This window comes from Agromyces fucosus (assembly GCF_004134865.1).
GTDB classification, from domain to species: domain Bacteria; phylum Actinomycetota; class Actinomycetes; order Actinomycetales; family Microbacteriaceae; genus Agromyces; species Agromyces fucosus.
The window spans coordinates 1179130-1199004 of the sequence record NZ_SDPO01000001.1; the positions used below are offsets into that span (position 1 = coordinate 1179130).

The 19875-nt window shown below is 71.1% G+C and carries 19 protein-coding genes, 1 tRNA gene and 1 other RNA gene; 11 read left to right on the forward strand and 10 right to left on the reverse strand.

Going from position 1 to position 19875, the window contains the following annotated elements; translation table 11 throughout:
* The first annotated feature begins 88 nt into the window (after window positions 1-88).
* From ESP57_RS05295 to ESP57_RS05310, 4 genes are read left to right on the forward strand one after another with little or no spacing between them, the layout of a single operon-like run.
* Window positions 89-718, forward strand: a complete 630-nt coding sequence (locus tag ESP57_RS05295) for a SipW-dependent-type signal peptide-containing protein (protein ID WP_129230774.1) — start codon at window positions 89-91, stop codon at window positions 716-718.
* An 8-nt stretch (window positions 719-726) separates the two neighbouring features.
* Entirely contained in the window at window positions 727-1350 is a 624-nt protein-coding gene (locus tag ESP57_RS05300; RefSeq protein WP_207904478.1) for a SipW-dependent-type signal peptide-containing protein, read from the forward strand.
* A complete protein-coding gene (locus ESP57_RS18565) occupies window positions 1347-2585 on the forward strand; it encodes a S26 family signal peptidase (protein ID WP_207904479.1) in 1239 nt (412 codons plus the stop codon). Before ESP57_RS05300 ends, ESP57_RS18565 begins: the two co-directional genes overlap by 4 nt.
* Window positions 2582-3100 (forward strand): hypothetical protein, encoded by a 519-nt coding sequence (locus ESP57_RS05310; protein ID WP_129230775.1) that lies wholly within the window; start codon window positions 2582-2584, stop codon window positions 3098-3100. Before ESP57_RS18565 ends, ESP57_RS05310 begins: the two co-directional genes overlap by 4 nt.
* A 48-nt stretch (window positions 3101-3148) precedes the next feature.
* Here the strand turns inward: ESP57_RS05310 and ESP57_RS05315 are convergent, their stop codons facing one another.
* From ESP57_RS05315 to ESP57_RS05340, 6 genes are all read right to left on the reverse strand, one after another.
* Window positions 3149-4279 (reverse strand): fatty acid desaturase family protein, encoded by a 1131-nt coding sequence (locus tag ESP57_RS05315; protein WP_243648406.1) that lies wholly within the window; start codon window positions 4277-4279, stop codon window positions 3149-3151.
* Window positions 4280-4397: 118 nt separating this feature from the next.
* A complete protein-coding gene (locus tag ESP57_RS05320) occupies window positions 4398-5699 on the reverse strand; it encodes an MFS transporter (protein WP_129230776.1) in 1302 nt (433 codons plus the stop codon).
* On the reverse strand, window positions 5696-6274 hold the full coding sequence (locus ESP57_RS05325; RefSeq protein ID WP_129230777.1) for a helix-turn-helix domain-containing protein: 579 nt from the start codon (window positions 6272-6274) through the stop codon (window positions 5696-5698). The genes ESP57_RS05320 and ESP57_RS05325 overlap by 4 nt, the downstream gene beginning before the upstream one ends.
* A gap of 146 nt (window positions 6275-6420) precedes the next feature.
* Window positions 6421-7632 (reverse strand): acetate/propionate family kinase, encoded by a 1212-nt coding sequence (locus ESP57_RS05330; RefSeq protein ID WP_129230778.1) that lies wholly within the window; start codon window positions 7630-7632, stop codon window positions 6421-6423.
* Window positions 7629-9794: a phosphate acetyltransferase gene (pta, locus tag ESP57_RS05335; RefSeq protein WP_129230779.1), complete on the reverse strand. Its 2166-nt coding sequence runs from the start codon at window positions 9792-9794 to the stop codon at window positions 7629-7631. The genes ESP57_RS05330 and pta overlap by 4 nt, the downstream gene beginning before the upstream one ends.
* The gene (locus ESP57_RS05340; RefSeq protein ID WP_056010305.1) at window positions 9763-10530 is read right to left on the reverse strand and encodes a DUF998 domain-containing protein; all 768 of its coding nucleotides are present in this window, start codon (window positions 10528-10530) and stop codon (window positions 9763-9765) included. The genes pta and ESP57_RS05340 overlap by 32 nt, the downstream gene beginning before the upstream one ends.
* Before the next feature lie 211 nt (window positions 10531-10741).
* Between ESP57_RS05340 and ESP57_RS05345 the strand changes: the two genes are divergently transcribed.
* The 6 genes from ESP57_RS05345 (at window position 10742) to ESP57_RS05370 (ending at window position 15144) form a co-directional block, all read left to right on the forward strand.
* On the forward strand, window positions 10742-12175 hold the full coding sequence (locus ESP57_RS05345; protein WP_129230780.1) for a flavin-containing monooxygenase: 1434 nt from the start codon (window positions 10742-10744) through the stop codon (window positions 12173-12175).
* Window positions 12172-13164: a bile acid:sodium symporter family protein gene (locus ESP57_RS05350; protein WP_056010307.1), complete on the forward strand. Its 993-nt coding sequence runs from the start codon at window positions 12172-12174 to the stop codon at window positions 13162-13164. The genes ESP57_RS05345 and ESP57_RS05350 overlap by 4 nt, the downstream gene beginning before the upstream one ends.
* The gene (locus ESP57_RS05355) at window positions 13161-14129 is read left to right on the forward strand and encodes an NAD-dependent epimerase/dehydratase family protein (protein WP_129230781.1); all 969 of its coding nucleotides are present in this window, start codon (window positions 13161-13163) and stop codon (window positions 14127-14129) included. Before ESP57_RS05350 ends, ESP57_RS05355 begins: the two co-directional genes overlap by 4 nt.
* A gap of 111 nt (window positions 14130-14240) precedes the next feature.
* Window positions 14241-14337, forward strand: an RNA gene (ffs, locus tag ESP57_RS05360) — signal recognition particle sRNA small type.
* Window positions 14336-14420 (forward strand) — tRNA-Ser (locus tag ESP57_RS05365). The genes ffs and ESP57_RS05365 overlap by 2 nt, the downstream gene beginning before the upstream one ends.
* A 247-nt stretch (window positions 14421-14667) precedes the next feature.
* Window positions 14668-15144 carry a hypothetical protein gene (locus tag ESP57_RS05370; protein ID WP_129230782.1) on the forward strand — a complete coding sequence of 159 codons (477 nt, stop codon included), beginning with the start codon at window positions 14668-14670 and terminating at the stop codon, window positions 15142-15144.
* On the opposite strand, the gene ESP57_RS05375 is transcribed toward ESP57_RS05370, so the two are convergent.
* The 4 genes from ESP57_RS05375 to ESP57_RS05390 all read right to left on the reverse strand — a co-directional run bounded on the left by ESP57_RS05375 (window position 15134) and on the right by ESP57_RS05390 (window position 18788).
* Entirely contained in the window at window positions 15134-15790 is a 657-nt protein-coding gene (locus tag ESP57_RS05375; protein WP_243648407.1) for a GNAT family N-acetyltransferase, read from the reverse strand. The genes ESP57_RS05370 and ESP57_RS05375 overlap by 11 nt on opposite strands.
* A gap of 55 nt (window positions 15791-15845) precedes the next feature.
* The gene (locus ESP57_RS05380) at window positions 15846-17690 is read right to left on the reverse strand and encodes a helicase HerA-like domain-containing protein (RefSeq protein ID WP_129230784.1); all 1845 of its coding nucleotides are present in this window, start codon (window positions 17688-17690) and stop codon (window positions 15846-15848) included.
* Window positions 17691-17800: 110 nt separating this feature from the next.
* Window positions 17801-18283: a hypothetical protein gene (locus ESP57_RS05385; protein ID WP_129230785.1), complete on the reverse strand. Its 483-nt coding sequence runs from the start codon at window positions 18281-18283 to the stop codon at window positions 17801-17803.
* Window positions 18284-18332: 49 nt separating this feature from the next.
* Window positions 18333-18788, reverse strand: a complete 456-nt coding sequence (locus ESP57_RS05390) for an SRPBCC domain-containing protein (RefSeq protein WP_129230786.1) — start codon at window positions 18786-18788, stop codon at window positions 18333-18335.
* A gap of 130 nt (window positions 18789-18918) precedes the next feature.
* Between ESP57_RS05390 and ESP57_RS05395 the strand changes: the two genes are divergently transcribed.
* Window positions 18919-19836 carry an AraC family transcriptional regulator gene (locus tag ESP57_RS05395; protein WP_165877378.1) on the forward strand — a complete coding sequence of 306 codons (918 nt, stop codon included), beginning with the start codon at window positions 18919-18921 and terminating at the stop codon, window positions 19834-19836.
* Window positions 19837-19875 lie beyond the last annotated feature (39 nt).

The following is a 19875-nucleotide window of genomic DNA, read 5'->3' on the forward strand; positions in this document are numbered from 1 at the left end:
AAGGGGACTTCGGAGCGGCGGATGCGGCGAATAGGCTCCGGAGCATCGTGCATGACGTGGTCGGGGGACCAGAGCCGGGGGGCGCATCATGAGTACAGGCACGCAAATCGACGAGCGGATCGACGGCGGCGGTTCCCGTCCGGGATCGAACCGGCGGCGCAAGGTTTCGGCCATTCTGGCGGGCGGGCTCGTGCTCGGCGTCGGCGCCGCCATCACCTTGGCGGCGTGGAACGACTCCGAGTTCGCGACCGGCACCTTCGGGTCGGGCCAGTTCGGCATCGAGGGCAGCACGGATGGCACGGCCTTCTCGAGCAGCCCGACGTCACCGGGCAAGACACTCGCGTTCGAGGTCGACGCCGACGCGCTCGCTCCCGGCGACACGGTCTACGCGCCGTTCGCCGTGCAGCTCGAGGCGGGGTCGACGAACGCCGCGGGTGTGCAGATCGAAGCGCTCGGTGCCGACCCGATCAGCGCGGACCTCACGTACCGGCTGATTCAGCCGACTGCCTTCGGATGCGACTCGACGACCACCGGCACCGTGCTCGTGCCCGACTCTCCGACGACGGCCGGCGGACTCACCGACGCCTTCGACCTCACCGCGGTGACGACCCCGGTGAACCTCTGCTTCGTCGTGACGGCGGGCCCCGATCTCGACCCGAACCTCACGGGCACCGTGAGCTGGGTGTTCATCGGCACGTCCACGACGCCGCTGCCGTAGGGAATCGCGTGGCTCGGCACCGGGGCCCGAAGGCCCGGGCACGACCGCCCGGTCGCTGGCGAGCGCTGCTCGCCGGAGGGCTCGTGCTCGGTGTCGGCGCGACCGCGACGCTCGCCGCCTGGAACGATGCCGAGAACGCCAGCGGCACGTTCGGCTCCAGCGTGTTCGACACGGTCTCGAAGAACTCGACCGACACGACGTTCGCCAGCCACGACCAGTCCCCCGCGACGCTCGCCTTCGCCGCGACGGGCATGTCGCCCGGCGCCCTCTTCACGGCTGGTCTGGATGTGCGCACCACGGGCGCCGGCGACTCGCCCACCGCCGCGAGCACGGTGGGCGGCACCGCCCTCCTCGCCTCGGCCGTCCCGACCGGCGACACCCAGTTGACCGGGCAGCTCGAGTACCGGGCGATCGTCACGACGACGGCGACCTCGTGCGCCGCCGTGGTGCACTCGGGGGCGTACGTCGCGGCGACCGCGGTTCCCGCGGGAGTCCAGGCGGCGCTGTCGGCGAACGCCGGCAACACCGTGCGGTTCTGCTTCGAGGTCCGGCTGAAGACGACCGCCCCGAACACGACCCAGGGTCGCACCGGCGTCATCACCTGGTCGGTCACCGCGACGTCGGCGTCATGACCTCGCATCCGCAGGCGGCCGCGTCGGAACGGCGGCGGAGCGCGGCATCCGTCATCGGGGACGTCCTGCTGACCGTCGCCGCAGCCGGGGGCGCCGTGTGCATCGTGCTCGTCGTGGCCGCGGTGGCGTTCGGCGTCTCGATCATGCTGTTCGCGACCGGGTCGATGTCGCCGGCGATCCCTGCCGGCGCCGCCGCGCTCGTGCGCGAGGTGCCGGTGGCATCGGTCGAGGTCGGCGACGTGGTGACGGTCGACCGTCCGGGCCGGCTGCCGATCACGCACCGCGTCGTCGCGATCTCGGGAGCAGCGGCCGGAGCCGGGCCGGAACGCGAGCTCACACTCCGCGGGGACGCGAACCCGGTCGACGACCCGGCACCGTACCGCGTCTCCACGGTCCGGGTGGTGCTCTTCGCGGTGCCGGGCGTGGCGTCGACGATCGCGGCTCTCGGGAACCCGCTCGTGCTCGGCACCCTGACGCTTCTCGCCTCGGCTCTCGTGGTGTGGGCGTTCTGGCCGCGAGGCCCGCACGGTTCGACCGCCGGCCGGCCGAGCGGCCCTCGCCACGCCCGATCGTCGAGCGGCCGCGGGGCGACCTCCGTCGTCGCCGCGGTGGGGATCGCGGTGCTCGCGACCTCAGTCGCGGCATCGCCGAGCCGCGCGGAGGCGGCGACGTCCGTCACCGTCGTGCAGGGCGACGTGATCCGCCTCACGTCGATCGGCGATGCCGCCGCAATGGGATCGCTCGCACCGGGCGGGAGCGCCGTGTGGATCGTCGGCGTCGAGGCGGACGCCCCGTCGCCCGGAGCCATTCGGATGTCCCTCGCCGCCGCGGGCTCGGCGAACCCGTTCCTCGACGTGACCGTGACGGCGTGCGACCGTCGCACCGTCGACGGGACCTGCCCGAACGCGTCGGTGCTCGTGCCGACCACCCCGCTCCTCGAGCGCGACGTCTTCGACCTCGGCACCATGCCCGATACCGAGGCCCGATGGCTTCGAGTGGAAGCGCGGATGTCAGGGCCTGACGACCCGGCACCGACGAGCTCCGTGTTCACCGTCACGGCCGACGGGTACGGCGAGACGGTGGCGACGGGCGGGAGCGGCCCCGCGACCGGGGACGACGGGCTGGCGCGGAGCGGATGGGCGCCCGCCGCATCGTTGTGGGGCGCTGCGGTCGCAGCGCTCGGGGGCGGGGTCCTGCTGCTCGTCGCGAGACACGGACGGCGGACAGCGCCGTGAAGCGATGGGCGGCGGGCACGGCCGCGACCGTCATCGGCGGCGCGCTCATCCTGTCGACGGGGGCGCTCGGCTCTGCGGTGGAGACGGAGGCGGCGTGGAGCGGTCCGGAGCAGGCGACCGGCTCGTTCGCCGCGCTCACGGTGCCGCGGCCGGTGCTCGGCCCCACGTGCACCCTGGTTCCCGGCCTCGCCGGTCTCACGCCGGTCATCACCGTCACGTGGACCGTGCCCGCCGGGTCCGGATTCACGAGCTCGAACGCTCAGTACGGCGTCGGCGATCTCAGTGGGCTGGAGGTCATCGTCGGGCCGCTGCTCGGCTCGGTGACGACGACCGGACCGGTGTCGGGCGTCTACACGACCAAGTTCGACTCAGGCCTCCTGTCGGGCCTCCTCGGCGGGACGAAGTCGGTCGCGGTGCGCTTCGTGCACTCGAGCGGCTGGACCTCGGCCTGGTCCCAGGCCAACGCGTCGATGGGACTCGCCGGCACCAACCCGCAGTGCACGGTCGTGCCGTGACCCGGGCGTCCGCGACCCGAGCGTCCCCGACCTGCTCGCCCGCGGGCGTCAGTCGCGCCGGCGGTACGAGTTGATCATCGGGCAGTCGAAGGGGTCGCGCGCCGCGAGCCCGACCCGGTTGAGGTAGGCGATGACGATCGCGTACGACTCGACGAGGCCCGTCTCGGTGTAGCGCACGTCGTTCTCGCGGCAGTACTCGCGCACGATCTGCTGCGTGCGGGCGAGCGCGGGCCGCGCCATACTCGGGAACAGGTGGTGCTCGATCTGGTAGTTCAGGCCACCCATGAACGAGTCCATGAACTTGCCGCCGCGGATGTTGCGGCTCGTGAGCACCTGGCGCTCGAGGAAGTCGACGCGCATGCCGCGCGGGATGAGGGGCATGCCCTTGTGGTTCGGGGCGAACGAGGCTCCCATGTAGACGCCGAAGACGCCGAGCTGCACGAACAGGAAGACGGCGGCCAGCAGCGGCGGGAACGCCCAGAAGACGAGCGCGACCGTGCCGATGAGGCGAACTGCGATGAGCGTGATCTCGAGCCCGCGTCGCTTGACCGTGCCCTTGCCGAGCACGTGGCGGATGCCGTGCACGTGCAGGTTGATGCCCTCGAGCAGCAGCAGCGGGAAGAACAGGTAGCCCTGCTTGCGCGTGATCATGCGCACGAGCCCGCGGCTCTCCGCGGCATCCTCTTCGAGGAAGGAGATCGTGTCCTTCACGATGTCGGGGTCGCGGCCGATCACGTTCGGGTTGCCGTGGTGGCGCGTGTGCTTGTTCATCCACCAGCTGTAGCTGATGCCGACCACGAAGTTCGCGAGGAAGAGCCCGGCCCAGTCGTTGGCGGGCCCGGAGCGGAAGACCTGGCGGTGCGAGGCCTCGTGCGCCATGAAGGCGAACTGGGTGAAGATCACGCCGAGCGCTGCGGCCACGACGAGCTGCCACCACGAATCGCCGATCACGACGGATGCCGCGATGACGGCGCCGAGCACGACGGTCCAGAAGGCGGCCTTGCGCACGTAGAAGCCGACGAATCGGTCGAGGAGGCCCTCGGCCTTGATCTGGCGGGAGAGCTGCGCGAAGCCGCTCTGCGCCGGGTCGGCACCCTCTCGGCGACGACCCGCCGTGAGGATCACGGGCGACATGGTGCCCAGTGCACCGTCGGGGCGTTCTACGACCTGCAAGCTCATGTGCGCTCATCTCGTCATCCGAAGGTGCGAATGGAACTCAGACGAACGTTTCGGGGGTGTGCTTCACCGGCCGATATCGACCGTGCTGCGAGCGTACGGAGCCGGTGCAGCGCTCACATCACACGGGTGAGCCATTCGCACCCCGTACCCCCGTAGGGGTGCGAGCGGCCGAGAGCCCCGTGAACGAGCGCAGGTAGAGCGGGCTCGAGCCGAGCACGAGGTAGATGATCGAGCACCCGAGCAACGTTGGCGCGAGCCCGAACCGCTCCACCGAGAGGCCGCCGAGGAAGGCGCCGAGCGGCATCGAGGCCGCGACGCCCGCGGTCATCGCGCCGAACACGCGGGCTCGCACGCCATCGGGCACGAGCCCGTACATCGCGGTCGCCATCATCGGGTTGAGGGCCCCGGCGGCGAGGCCGGAGAACACGAGGATCGGCAGCAGCACCGGCACCGGCGCGCCGAGCGCCATCGCGAGATACGGCGGCGTTCCCGCCAGCACGAAGCACAGGGCGAACACCACGCGACCCGAGTAGCGATGGCCGGCGGCGGCGAAGAGCGCCGAGCCGGTGAGCGCGCCGGCCGCGAAGCATCCGACCATGAATCCCAGCACCGCCGGGTCGCCGAGCACCTGCGTCGCGTAGACCGGTTTCAGCACCGTGATGCCCGCCGCATCGATCGCGTTCGTGAGGGTCACGAGCAGCACGATCGAACGCAGCAGCGGCGACGCGGCGATGAATCGGATGCCCGCCACGAACCCGCCCTGCACGGGGGCTTCCCCTTCGGGGACGGATGCCGCGGCTCGCCGCGGCACGAAGCACACGACGAGCAGGGCCGACACCGCGAAGCCGGCTGCGTCGACGAGGAGCGCCGGCATCGGACCGGCGATGGCCACGAGCGCGCCGGCGACGCCCGCGCCGATCATCATGGCGGTGCGCTGCACGGTCGACTGCGCACCGGCCGCGCGCGAGAGCGGTACTCGTGCGAGCTCGGCGAGGTCGGGCATGAGCACGGTCTTCGCGGTGTCGCCGGGGGCATCGAGCAGGCCGCCGAGGAAGACGAGGGCGAGCAGCACCCCGAAGTGCAGCCCGACGGTCGCCGCGAGCACCGGGATCGCGAGCACCGTGACGCCGCTCGCGACGTCGGCGACGATCGACGACGTGCGGTAGCCGAATCGGTCGACCAGCACTCCCCCGAGGGCGCCGCCGATGACGAGCGGCACGGTCGCGAAGACGCCCGCGACGCCGGCCGCGAGAGGCGACCCCGTCTGGGTGAGCGCGATGATCGGGATCGCGATGAGCGCGATCGCGTTGCCCGACAGCGAGAAGAGCTGCGCGGCGAAGAGGGCGACGAGCGGGGTGCGGCGGCGCGGGGCATCCGTGGTCGAAGGCTCGACCGTCGTGCGCGTGGTGTCGTTCGTCATCGCTCGGGCCTCGGGAACGTGTGGGTCATCCAGCGCACGGCTCTCGTGCCCGGGCGCGGTTGACGGCCGACGGCCCACCACTTCTCGCGCACCGCGTCGAGTTCGGCGTTCAGCTCGCGGAACTCGTCGATCGTGAGCCGGGCCGCACCGTCGCTCGAGTCGGAGGCGGCGACCCACTCGGGTTCGAGTTCGGCCTCGGCGTCGATCGCGTCGAGCAGTTCGCGATGGTACGAGTCGAGCACGACGCGCCGCATGGCGTCGGATGCCGCGTGGGCCTCGGGGTCCTCCAGGAACTCCTCGGTGCGCCAGCTCGTGATGAGGTGCGCGGCCCGCCACCACCGCTCGCGCTTGTCGCGGGCGAGCTCGGGCGCCTCGACCACGAAGCCGTGCTTGGCGAGGGTCGCGACGTGGTAGCTCGCCGACCCCGGGGCCTCGCCGGTGCGCGCGGCGAGGGCGCCGACCGTGCTCGGGCCCTCGACCCGCAGCAGGCCGAGGATGCGCAGGCGCATCGGGTGCGCGAGCGCCCGCATGGCTCCGGCATCGTGCAGGTCGATGGTCTCGCGGGGGTCGTTCATGCCGCCAGCATAGTTACACAAGAACTCTTGTGCAACAGTTCTTGTAGATCACTGCGACGCTTCCCACGACACCTAGCCGGCGGGAGGACGTCTGCAAGCCCACCGCAGCGGCGCAAACCGTCGTGCGAGGCGGGGAGGGGCGCCGGTCAGGCGCCGACGAGCTCCAGCGTCTGGCGCGCGATCTCGAGCTCTTCATTCGTCGGCACGACGAGCACGGCGGTCGTCGAGGCATCCGTCGAGATGCGCCGGGCCTCACCGCTGCGCTCCCGGTTGCGCGCGGCGTCGAGTTCGACGCCGAAGCCCTCGAGGCCGGCGAGCGTGAGCGCGCGCACCTCGGGCGAGTTCTCGCCGACGCCCGCCGTGAAGACGATCGCGTCGACCCGACCGAGCTGGGCGGCGTACGCCCCGACGTAGGAGCGCACCCGGTGCGCGTAGACGTCGAGAGCCAGCGCCGCCGCCTCGTCGCCCGCGTCGCGCGCCGCCACGAGGTCGCGCATGTCGGCGTGCCCGCTGAGCCCCAGGATGCCGCTCTGCGAGTTCAGGAGCCGATCGAGGCCGTCGGCGTCGAGGCCCGCCCGCCGCTCGAGGTGCAGCAGCACCGCAGGGTCGATATCGCCCGATCGGGTGCCCATGACGAGCCCCTCGAGCGGCGTCATGCCCATGCTCGTCTCGATCGAGCGCCCCTCGGCGATCGCGCACGCGGATGCCCCGTTGCCGAGGTGCAGCACGATCATGCGAAGCTCCTCGACCGGGCGTTCGAGGAACGCGGCAGCGGCACGCGAGACGAAGCGGTGCGAGGTTCCGTGGAACCCGTAGCGGCGGATGCGGTGCTTCGCGGCGAGCTCGCGGTCGATCGCGTAGGTATAGGCAGCCGGCGGCATCGTCTGGTGGAACGCGGTGTCGAACACGGCGACGTGCGGCACGTCTGGGAAGGCCCGCTGCGCCGCCTCGATGCCCTCGAGGTTCGCCGGGTTGTGCAGCGGCGCGAGCGCCGAGAGCTCGTCGATGTTGATCTTCACGAGCGGGGTGATCACGGTCGGCTCGAAGAACCTCGCCCCGCCCTGCACGACCCGGTGGCCCACCGCGATCGGCGGGTGCGCCTCGAGCGAGGGGCCGTGCGCGGCGAACGCCTCCAGCATCACCGCGAAGGCGGCCTCGTGGTCGGGCACCTCGACGGCCGCGTCCCACGTCGAGCCGAGGCTGTCGTTCTCGGGCCCCTCATGACGATGCCTGGCGTGCCCGACGCCGCGGCCGATGCGCTCGACGAGCCCGCTCGCGAGCGTCTCGGACTCCTCGACGTCGATGAGCTGGTACTTCAACGACGAAGACCCCGAGTTCACTACGAGCACGATGCTCATGCCGGGTCTGCTGCCTGGATCGCCGTGATGGCCACGGTGTTCACGATGTCCTGCACGAGCGCGCCGCGCGAGAGGTCGTTGATGGGCTTGCGCAGGCCCTGCAGCACGGGCCCGATCGCGACGGCGCCCGAGGAGCGCTGCACCGCCTTGTACGTGTTGTTGCCGGTGTTGAGGTCGGGGAAGATGAAGACCGTCGCCCGCCCCGCGACATCCGACTCGGGCAGCTTCGTGCGCGCAACCGCGGCATCCGCTGCCGCGTCGTACTGGATCGGCCCCTCGACCGCGAGCTGCGGCGCGCGCTCGCGCACGAGCTCGGTCGCCCGGCGCACCTTGTCGACGTCGGCGCCCGAGCCGGACTCCCCCGTCGAGTACGAGAGCATCGCGATGCGCGGCTCGATGCCGAACTGCGCCGCGGTCGCGGCCGACGAGATCGCGATGTCGGCGAGCTGCTCGGCGGTCGGGTCGGGCACGATCGCGCAGTCGCCGTAGACGAGCACCCGGTCGGCGAGCGCCATCAGGAACACGCTCGAGACCACGTCGACCCCCGGACGCGTCTTGATGACCTCGAACGACGGCCGGATCGTGTGCGCCGTCGTGTGCGCGGCACCCGAGACCATGCCGTCGGCGAGTCCGAGCTCGACCATCATCGTGCCGAAGTACGAGACGTCTTGCACGGTCTCCCGCGCCTGCTCGAGCGTGACGCCCTTGTGCGCGCGCCGCCGCTGGTACTCCTCGGCGAAGCGGGCGACGTGCACGAAGTCGTGGTTCGAGAGCACCTCGGCCTTCGAGATATCGAGGCCGAGGCCGATCGCCCGCGACCGCACCTCGATCTCCTCGCCGAGGATCGTGAGGTCGGCGACATCCCGGGCGAGCAGGGTCGCCGCGGCTCGCAGCACCCGGTCGTCGTACCCCTCGGGCAGCACGATGCGCTTGCGGGTCTGCCTCGCCCGCTCGAGCAGGTCGTACTCGAACATGAGGGGCGTCACGACCTCGGGCCGCGCGACCTCGAGCAGGTCGAGCAGCGCCTGGCCGTCGATGTGCTTCTCGAAGAGGGCGAGGGCGGTGTCGCGCTTGCGCTGCGACTCAGCGGCGAGCCGGCCGCGCGTGTGCGTGATCGCGAGCGCCGTGTCGTAGCTCGAGAGCTCGGTGCGAATGATCGGGAGCCCGGCCTTCAGGCCGTCGATGAGCCGCTCGACCTGCTCGGCGATCGGGATGCCGCCATTCAGCACGATGCCCGACAGCGACGGGAACGTCGCGCTCGAGTGCGCGGTGAGCACGCCGAGCAGCACCTCGCTGCGGTCGCCGGGCACGACGACCACGGCGCCCTCGGTGAGGTGGTTGAGCACGTTCTCCATCGACATCGCCGCGACGATGACGCCGAGCGCCTCGCGGTTCAGGAGTTCGGGGTCGCCCGCGTGCAGCGTGCCGTCGACCGCCTCCATGATGGCGCGCATCGACGGCGCCACGAGGTACGGGTCTTCGGGAATCGCCCAGGTGGCGACGGATGTCTCTGCGCCGCGCCCGGCGGCGATCGAGGCGCTGTTCGGCCGCGCGGCCGACGCCACGGCGTCGACGATCTCGGGGAGTCGCTCGGGGTCGGCGCGATTCGCGACGATGCCGAGCAGGGTCGCGTGCTCGCGCTCGAGCTCCTCGACGGCGAGCTCGGTGAGCTGTGCGAGCTCTTCGGGGCTGCGGGCATCGGAGTAGCCGAGCCGCTCCGACCGGCTGCGCCCCTGCCCATCGCCGACCCGGCCGCCGAGCACGAGCAGCACCGGGGCGCCGAGGTTCGCGGCGATGCGCGCGTTGTAGGCGAGTTCGGTGGGGCTGCCGACATCCGTGAAGTCGGAGCCGATGATGACGACCGCGTCGCACCTGTCTTCGACGGCCTTGAACCGGCTCACGATCGTCGCGAGCGCCCCCTCGGGGTCGGCGTGCACGTCGTCGTATCCCACGCCGACCGCGTCGTCGTAGGGGATCTGCACGACGCCCTCGTGGGCGAGCAGCAGCTCGAGCACGTAGTCGCGCTCGGCGGTCGATCGCGCGATGGGCCGGAACACGCCGACCCTGGTCGTGCGGTGGGTCAGGGTGTCGAGTGCGCCGAGCGCCACGGTCGACTTGCCCGTATTGCCCTCAGCCGAGCAGATGTAGATGCGGTGCGCCACCCGTCCAGCCTATTGGGCGCGCGGCATGCGGGGTCTGGGAATCCGCCATCGATCGGCCGAGCACGGCTGCGGTCGTGATGCGGTGCTGGGTCGCCAGCGACACGGCGGTCAGCCAGAGGAGCGCCGACGTCGTCGCGATGAGCTCGAGCCATCCGCCGAGCCCGGTGGCGACGCCCGCGAGCGAGAGGATGCCTCCCGCCGAGGCGGCCGCGATCACGAGCACGAGGCTCGGCACCGCGAGCACCGCGTAGACCCGGCCGAACCTGAGGGTCTGGATGATCGCCACCCCGGCGAGCGCGAAGCCGAGCACCGCGGCCGTCGTGTGCACGAGGTCCTGCGGGGCGGCACCCGGCGAGAGCGGGATCGGGCAGCCGGTGCTGCACGGCACGGCCGCACCGACCCCGAACATCGCGCTCGCGGCGAGCAGGCTCGTGCTCACCGCCCACGCGCCGAACAGGCCGCGGCCGCTCCGCATGCCCCAGAGCCCGACGGCCGACGCCGCGCCGCCGAGCGCGACCATCGCGAGCGACACGTTGAAGGCGACCGACGTGATCTCCCCCGCAGCCCCCAGCCCGCTCACGTAGGTATTGCCCGGGAAGACGATGCGGGACGCCCACATCATGCCGAGGGCGAGCAGCACGAGCGCGGCGCCGCCCAGGCGGAGGGCCGCGGCAGCGGGGTGGCCGAGCCAGTTCGAAGCGGATGGGACATGGATGTCGGAGGAGGAGTGGGGCACTGTCTCCACGCTAGGAAAGCGGGCGGACGAGCACATCGGCGGCAGGTGCCGACGACGTCGTACCACGGTGCGAACGTCGTGGTCGGGGCATCCGTCGAGCGGATGATCGGCGGCGTCCAGAACCCGAGCAGTATTCGCTTATGCTGTTCGGGCACATCGACGTGCCGTGCCGTCTCCCCCAGCGGTGCGACCCGAACAGAGACACCCACCCGTGAACAACATCGCCCTCATCGGAGCGGGCCCATCCGGCCTCGCCGGCGCGCGAGCGCTCAGCCGCGCCGGTATCCCCTTCGACGGATTCGAGGCCGGCCCCGACGTCGGCGGCCTCTGGAACATCGACAACCCGCGCTCGACCATGTACGAGTCCGCGCACCTCATCTCGAGTCGCACGACGACCGAGTTCACCGAGTTCCCGATGGCCTCGACCGCCGACTACCCGAGCCACCGCGAACTGCTCGAGTACTTCCGCGCCTTCGCCGACGCGTTCGGCCTGCGCGAGCGGTTCCGCTTCGAGACGAGGGTGACGGATGTCTCGCCGCTCCCCGTTCCTGACGGCACGCCCGTTTCCGGCGCCGGCGCCGGCGCCGGCGCCGCCGCGCCGCGCTGGCGCGTCACCGCCGTCACCGCCGACGGCGAGACCATCACGGGCGACTACTCGGGCGTGATCCTCGCGAACGGCACGCTCGCCGAGCCCAACGTGCCGGGCTTCGCCGGCGAGTTCACGGGCGAGATCATGCACACGAGCGCGTACAAGTCGGCGAAGGTGTTCGACGGCAGGAGGGTGCTCATCATCGGCGCCGGCAACTCCGGGTGCGACATCGCGGTCGATGCGGTGCACCACGCGGCATCCGTCGACCTGAGCGTGCGCCGCGGGTACTACTTCGTGCCCCGCTACCTGTTCGGCCGCCCGTCGGACACCCTGAACCAGGGGCGCCCGCTGCCCGCCCGCATCAAGCAGTTCATCGACACGCGAGTGCTCGAGGCGTTCACGGGCGACCCGGTGAAGTTCGGGTTCCCGAAGCCCGACTACAAGATCTACGAGTCGCACCCGATCGTGAACACGATGGTGCTGAACCACCTCGGCCAAGGCGACCTGCGGGTCGTGCCCGACATCGACCGGTTCGACGGGCGCACGGTGCACTTCTCCGACGGGTCCTCGGGCGACTACGACCTCGTCATGCTCGCGACGGGCTACCACCTCGACTACCCCTTCGTCGAGCGCACGCACCTGAACTGGGAGGGCGCGTCGCCCTCGCTCTTCATGAACGTCTTCCCGCCCTCGTTCAACGGCCTCTTCGTGCTCGGCATGATCGAGGCGTCGGGCATCGGCTGGCAGGGTCGCTTCGAGCAGGCGGAGCTCATCGCCGCCTATCTCGCCGCCTCCGACGACGCCCCGGAGGCGGCCGCTCGGTTCCGGCAGCGAGCGGATGCCCCGTGGCCCGACCTCACCGGCGGCTACGACTACCTCGGTCTCGACCGCATGTCGTACTACGTCAACAAGGACGCCTACCGGCGCACCGTGAAGCGACTGCTCGGCACGCTGCCGCCGACCTCCGAGCGCGGCCCGCTCCTCCCCCACAGCCTCGTCGCAGCGACCGCGACGGCCACCGACACGACCATCCACACCGAGGGCGGCACCGCATGAACATCGACGACGTCGTCCTGAACTTCACCCCGGGCTCGCTCATCGCACTGAACATCGTGCTCGGGCTCATCATGTTCGGCATCGCGCTCGACACGGCGCCGTCCGACTTCAAGGCCGTCGCCAAGGCGCCGAAGGCCATGATCATCGCGCTCGCGGCGCAGATCATCCTGCTGCCGGCCGTGACCTTCGGCCTGACGCTGCTGCTCAACGTGCAGGCGTCGATCGCGCTCGGCATGATCCTCGTGGCGTGCTGCCCGCCCGGCAACATCTCGCAGGTGCTGACCTACCGTTCGGGCGGCAACGTGGCGCTCTCGGTGTCGATGACAGCCGTCTCGAACGTGATCTACATCTTCCTGCTGCCGATCAGCCTCGCGTTCTGGGGCGGCCTGCACCCGACGGCGAGCAAGCTGGTGCACGAGGTGAGTCTCGACGGCTGGCAGATGCTGTTCGAGATCTTCCTGATCATCGGCGTGCCGTTCTTCGCCGGCCTCCTGATCCGCGCCAAGCTGCCCCGCTTCGCGGCGAAGGTACAGCCCTACGCGCGCTGGGTCAGCCTCATCGGTCTCGTCGGCTTCATCGCGGCGGCGCTCATCGGCAACTGGGCGATCTTCATGGCGTTCATCGGCGTCGTGCTGCTCGCGGTGTTCCTGCACGACGCCGTGGCGCTCGGCCTCGGGTACGCGAGCGCGCGCATCGGCGGCCTCGGCGTGCGCGACCGCAAGGCCATCACCTTCGAGGTCGGCATCCGCAACGCCGGCCTCGGCCTCGGCCTCGTCTTCGCGTTCTTCGGCGGGCTCGGCGGCATGGCCGTCGTCGCCGGCTGGTGGGGCATCTGGGACATCGTCGCCGGCCTCACGGTCGCGACTCTCTGGGCACGGCACTCGAAGCGAGCGGACCGCCGGTCGACTGCCGGTCGGTCGAGGAGCGAGCGAAGCGAGCGCATCGAGGCCACCGACCACGAGCCGACCGGCCGAGGAGTCGCCGAATGAGGCGCGTACTCGTCACCGGCGGCGCCGGGTTCCTCGGATCGAGCGCGGTGCGCGCCCTCGCGGGGCATCCCGACGTCCAGCTCGTCGTCGCCGGCGACGTGCGCACGCCCGCGCAACTTCCCGACGGCGTCGTGTTCGAGCCGTGCGACGTGACGGATGCCGCGAACGTCGCCGCGGTCGTGCGCGACCACCGCATCGACACGATCGTGCACCTCGCCGCGATCGTGAACCCCGGAGGCCTCAGCGAAGATGTGGAGTACCGCGTCGACGTCGAGGGCACGCGCAACGTGCTCGACGCCGCCGTCGCGTTCGGCGTGCGGCGCATCGTGGTCTCGTCGTCGGGCGCCGCCTACGGGTATCACGCCGACAACCCCGAGTGGCTCGTCGAGACCGACGGCATCCGCGGCAACGAGGAGTTCAGCTACTCGCGGCACAAGCGCCTCGTCGAGGAGATGCTCGCGGCCTACCGGGTCGCGCACCCGGCGCTCGGCCAGGTCGTGCTCCGCATCGGCACGATCCTCGGCCCGTCGGTTGCGAACCAGATCACGGCGCTCTGGGACGGCCCGCGCATCCTCGCGATCCGCGGCTCCGACAGCCCGTTCGTCTTCGTCTGGGTCGACGACGTCGTCGGCGCGATCGTGCGCGGGGCGACCGGCGAGGTCACCGGTGCGTTCAACGTCGCGGGCGACGGCCGCATGACGGTCACCGAGATCGCCGCGGCCCTCGGCAAGCGCACGATCACGGTGTCGCCGTCGTTGCTCACCCTCGCGCTTCGCGTGGGCCACGCGACCCGGCTCACGGTGCACGGACCCGAGCGCGTCGGCTTCCTGCGATACCGGCCGGTGCTCGACAACACGCGCTTGAAGGCCGAACTCGGATACACGCCGTCGAAGACCAGCCGCGAGGCGTTCGACGCGTTCCTCGCCGCGCGGGCGGCCCGCGGCACCGAGGCATCCGCTCGCTGAACCGGCCGCGGTCAAGACACCCGCTCGGGCCTTTCCGGCCAGCCTGGCCGAGGCATCCGCTCGCTGAACCGGCCGCGGTCAAGACACCGGCCTGCGCTCGGGTAGACTGTCTCCGGCTCCTCACGTGGCGTCATCCAGGTCAACTCCCCCAGGGCGGAAACGCAGCAAGGGCAGCCGGGCTCTGGCGGGTGCGTGGGGAGTCCCCGGGAGGATTCGCCTAGTGGCCTATGGCGCACGCTTGGAAAGCGTGTTGGGTGCAAGCCCTCGGGGGTTCGAATCCCCCATCCTCCGCGGTAGATGAGTACGAGAACGGCCCCGATTCGTCGGGGCCGTTCGTCGTTTCCGGCCCCGTGTCCTCATTAATGCGGAATGGTGCGATTCCGCCGCGACGCCCATGATGAGAGGGATGTCAGCGGCGGCGATGGAACTGAGGAGTGGGGACGCAGGGGGCTCCTCCATCGGAGCGGCGGCAGCAGGGGGCGACGGCCTCAGGGTATTCACCCTGAGGCCACGCCGCTCCCTCGGACGGAGCGTCGGATTGCCGCTCCTGGCACTCGCCCTACCGGTGCTCGCCGCCGAGATCTGGCTGATGGACTCGCACGACGCGTGGCCCGTCATGGCCGCCACCACCGCCGTCGTCATAGCGGCGATCTTCGTCGCATGGGTCGGCTACCGCCGTGCGAACGCGTCGATCAGCCGCTACGGCATCGTCGAACGGGGCTTCTTCGGCGGTGTCTCGACCGTCGCGGCACGCGATGTCGCCGGAGTGCTGCGGGTGCACCTGTACCGGGCGAACAGTCTCGACACGACGCAGGAGCTCTTCGTGGTCGAACGCACCGGCCGCGGCGCGTTCCGGATGCGCGGCAGGTTCTGGGACGAGGCCACCATGGATCGGGTCGCCGAGGTGCTCGGCGTCGAGGAGACCGTCGGTTCGGAGCCGATGACCCTCGCCGACCTGCGCGAGGCGAACCCGCGCCTGCTCTACTGGTTCGAGCGGCGTTCGCTCACTCGCTGACGGCTGAGCCCGTTGCCGTCGCGTCGCTCGCGTCGGTCGTCGCGATGCCGAGCAGCGGCGAGCCCGTGCGACTCGACGGGAGCTCGTGGAATCCGAGCCGGTCGTAGAACGCCCTGGCCCCCGTGTTCGCAGCGTCCATGCCGAGGTGCACGGCCGGCACCCCGCGTGCGGCGAGTGCGTCTCGGAGGGTGTCGATGAGGCGACGGCCGAACCCGCGGCCCTGCAGCTCGGGCAGGAGGTCGATGTGCAGGTGCGCCGGGTACTCGGCGAGTTCGGCGATGAGCATGCGCTCGGGCGCCGTGCCGGCCTCGATGAGCTGCGCCTCGGTGAAGTCCGGTTCGTGGCCGGTCGGGGCGCCGGGCGACGGATGCCTCGTGGCGAACGCCGGCCCCCACTCGCGCTCCCACCACTCGACGAAGGCGGCGGTGTCGGCCACGCCGATCACGTAGCCGAGCACCCGATCGCCATCGGCGACGACGAACGCGAGCTCGGGCGCGTACTCGACGTAGGGCAGCGCGAACACCTCGGGCATCAGCGTGTCGTCGGAGTAGACGCCGGTGGCGTCACCGCCTCCGGCCGCCGTGAGCAGGCAGATCCGGGCGACCTGGTCGCGGTCGGCGGCACGGTAGGGACGGATCTCTGGCACGGGTCCATCCTCCCGCACGGCGGCCAACCGGCCGGTGCGCCCGGCGGGCATGCGACTACCTGCGCCTGGCCATGCCGAAGATGCCGGTGATGACGCTCGTCAGCACGTTCTGCGTGGTCTTCGAGCCGAGCACCTGCTCGAGCGCCGACTTCTCCTTCGATCGCGAGGAGCGCGACCGCGAGGTCGTCGAGGTCTGCTTCATGAGCCGGTCGTACTCGGCCTGCGCCTTCTTGTCGGCCTTCGCGGCATCAGCTTGGATCTTCGCCTGCATCTTCGCGAACTCGGCGTCGGCCTTCGCCCTGGCCTCCGCCGCCGCTTCGGCGTCGACCTTCGCCGCGGCATCCGCGAGCTTCTTGGTCAGGATCTCGTGCGCCGACTCCCGGTCGATGCCGGTGCCGTACTTCGCGGTGAGGGGCGATGCCGCGACGGCTGCGTCCACCACGGCATCGGGCGATGGCGACATCGACGCCTGCGGGGCACGCAGCCGCGTCCAGGCGACGGGACTCGGAGCACCCTTCTCGTTCATGACGGTCACGATCGCCTCACCCGTGCCGAGCTGGGTGAGCGCCTCCTCGAGGTCGTAGCCCGACTTCGGGTACGTCGAGACGGTCGCGCGCAACGCCTTCGCGTCGTCGGGGGTGAAGGCGCGCAGCTGGTGCTGCACGCGCGAGCCGAGCTGGGCGAGCACGTCGGCCGGCACGTCTTTGGGCGTCTGCGTGACGAAGAAGACGCCGACCCCCTTCGAGCGGATGAGCCGCACGGTCTGCGTGATCTGGGCGAGGAAGTCCTTCGAGGCGTCGGCGAAGAGCAGGTGCGCCTCGTCGAAGAAGAACACGAGTTTCGGCTGGTCGAGGTCGCCGACCTCGGGCAGATCGGTGAAGAGATCGGCGAGCAGCCACATCAGGAAGGTCGAGTAGAGCGCCGGCTTGTCGGCGACGCCCGGCACCTCGAGCAGGCTGATGATGCCGCGCCCGTCGGACGCCACGCGAAGGAACTCGGCCGTGTCGATCTCGGGTTCGCCGAAGAACACGTCGGCGCCCTGGTCGGCGAAGGTGATGAGCTCCCGGAGGATCACGCCGACCGTCGCCTTCGACAGCCCGCCGAGACCCTCGAGCTCGGGCTTGCCCTCGTCACTCACGAGGTAGGCGAGCACCGCGCGCAGGTCTTCGAGGTCGAGCAGCGCGAGATTGTTGGTGTTCGCATAGTGGAAGACGAGGCCGAGGCTCGACTCCTGCGTCTCGTTCAGGCCGAGCGCCTTCGAGAGCAGCAGCGGGCCGAAGCCCGAGATCGTCGCCCGGATCGGCACGCCCCGGCCGACGCCGCCGAGGGAGTAGAACTCGGTCGGAAAGCTCGCCGGGGTCCACTGCTGGCCGATGCCCTCGGTGCGTGCGAGCAGCTTCTCGTTGCCCTCCCCGGGCGTCGCGACACCCGAGAGGTCGCCCTTGATGTCGGCCGCGAACACGGCCACGCCGTGGGACGAGAGCTGCTCGGCGAGCACCTGCAGCGTGCGGGTCTTGCCCGTGCCGGTCGCGCCGGCGACGAGCCCGTGCCGGTTCGTCATCGCGAGCGGGATGCGCACGGGCACGTCGGGCAGCGCCTCGCCGTTGACGAGGGCGCCGATCTCGAGGGTTCGGCCCTCGATGGCGTAGCCGGCGCGGATCGCGTCGACCTGGGACTGGTCGAGCGGGCCGGATGTCGCGGCTGCGGCTGATTTGGCTGCGACTGTTTCGGCTGCGGCGGGCGTCGAAGCATCCGCTGCGGCCTCAGCGGCCGCCTTCGCGAGCGCCGCCGCCTCTTCGGCCTTCCTGACTGCCTCGGCGGCCTGCGCCTGCAGCTCCTCCGCCGCCTCAGCGGCCGCCGCGGCGGCTTCTTGCGCTTGCTTCACCGGATCGTCGGCCATGCTCGCGATCCTAGCGAGCACCGGCACCGGCTGCCGCAGCGAGATGACGCGAATCGATCGCTTCTCGGCGAGTAACGGTCGATTCGCGTCACTTCGCGTGGCTGGGGTGCCTACGTCAGCCGGATGATCGGGCGAAGCCGCTCGGGCTTCACGATGCCGAGACGCGTCATGTGCGCGGCCGAGTTGAGGTACAGCAGCGTGAGCACGCCGCATTGCAGGGTGATCCCGAGCCAACTGAAGGCTCCGTTCGCCGTCGGCTCGACGGCACCCGTCATCTCGCCGACGAAGCAGACCAACGCGATGGCCGTGGCCGCGCCGAACAGGATGCCGAGCCGGCGACTGAGCGGCCGCCACCCGGTCATGCGCCACCATGCTCGCGGCGGGTCGATCGGCTCACCCTGGCCGCGGAAGATCCGTACCGCGAACGCGAACGCGGCGAGGTCGAAGAGCAGGCTGACGATGCCGATGCCGACCTCCGCCGTGTTCAGACGGCGGAGCAGGTCTGCGATCGCGTATCCGACGATCCACGCGACGACGATGTAGAGCACCTTGAGCTCCCAGCGCACGATCCTGAACGCGGGCGCCTTCGCCATGGTGTCTCCTTCGCCGACCGGTGGTGGCCTCAACCTACTCCGCGCACGGTCACGAGGGGAACGGCAACGCCCTCCCGGTCTCGACCCACGACTTGAAGCTCGAGAGCACGAGGGGCCAGGTGTCGGAGGTCTCGGCCTCGGCGGGGTGGCCTTCACTCCACTCGTCGTTGATGAACGTGAGCTTCGTGAGCGATTCACCCGCAGGTTCCAGACGCCACGTCATGCGGCTGCGGAGCTCGGCGTGGTTCTCGCGGTAGGTGGGACCGGGGTGCTCGGTGAGTTGCAGCACCGTGCCCGGCTCCGCCTGCAGCACCTCGCCGTAGACGTGCACGGTCTCGTCGCCGTCCTGCCCGGGTCCGACGTATTCGTACCGGCCGCCGGGCACGAGGTCGCCGCGCAGGGCCGAGCCCCACATGACGGCGCGGCTGCCCTCGTCGCCGGTGATCGCGTCCCACACTCGGCTCGGGTCGGCGGCGACGAAGAGCGTCATCTCGAAGTCGGTCATGGTGTCCTCCTGGTGGTCTTCCGTGGTCGGGTTCGACGTTACGGATGCCCCGGTGCCCGCGTCTTGCACAAACGCGACGGGGCGACGTGGTCGGCGGCGGTGCGTCGGTGGGGCTCGCCATACTTGCCCCATGCAGACGGGTGAGAACTACTGGCGCTCGCGCGCCGGCGCCGCCACGAAGGGCGTGCTCGCCGGCCGACCGGGCGAGCCCGGCATCGCGCCGCTCGCGGCGGCGGCCGCGGCGCAGGCGGCCGCCGATGACGCGCCGGTCCGACTCGCCCGCCATGCCGTGAGTGCCGATCTCGAGGGCCTCGTGCGCCACGTGTGGATCCCCCGCTGGCGGCTCCCGCCGGGCGTGGTGATCGAGCAGGGCGTGCTCGACTACCCGTCGGCGAACCTCGTGATCGAGCCGCACGAGGCGGCCCTCTACGGACCCGAGCTCGGTCGCAGCCGCCAGCGGCTCGAGGGCGAGGGCTGGGCGTTCGGCGTGCTGCTGCAGCCCGGCGTCGCCCACCGCCTCGCACCCGGCCCGATGCGCGACCTCGTCGGCTCCTCGGTCAGGTTCGCTGCACTCCGGGTGACGGATGCCTCCGGCCTCGCCGAGCATGTGCGCACCGAGCTCGAGGCGGGCGAGGATGCATCCGCGATCGCCGGGTTCGAGGCGTGGCTCCGCTCCCAGCGCATCGAGCTCGACGACGAGGCCGCGCAGCTGCGCCGAGTCGTGGAGCTCGCGGAGACCGACCGCTCGATCGTGCGCGCCGACGGGCTCGCCGCGGCGACGGGCCTGAGCCTCCGCGCACTCGAGCGGCTCGTTCGCGGCAGGCTCGGCCTCACGCCGAAGTGGCTCATCGGGCGCTACCGCATGCAGGAGGCGTCACAGGCGCTCGCGTCCGCCGAGCCGCCGTCGCTGGCCGAACTCGCCGCCGACCTCGGCTTCTCCGACCAGGCTCACTTCACGCGCCAGTTCCGGGCCGTGATCGGCGAGACCCCTCGGCGCTACGCCCGCGCCGCCGCCGCGTCGACCGAGGCCTCCGTGGCATTCGGCTGATGCCACGCCCTCCCGCTCGGCGGCCTCGCGCAATAGTGT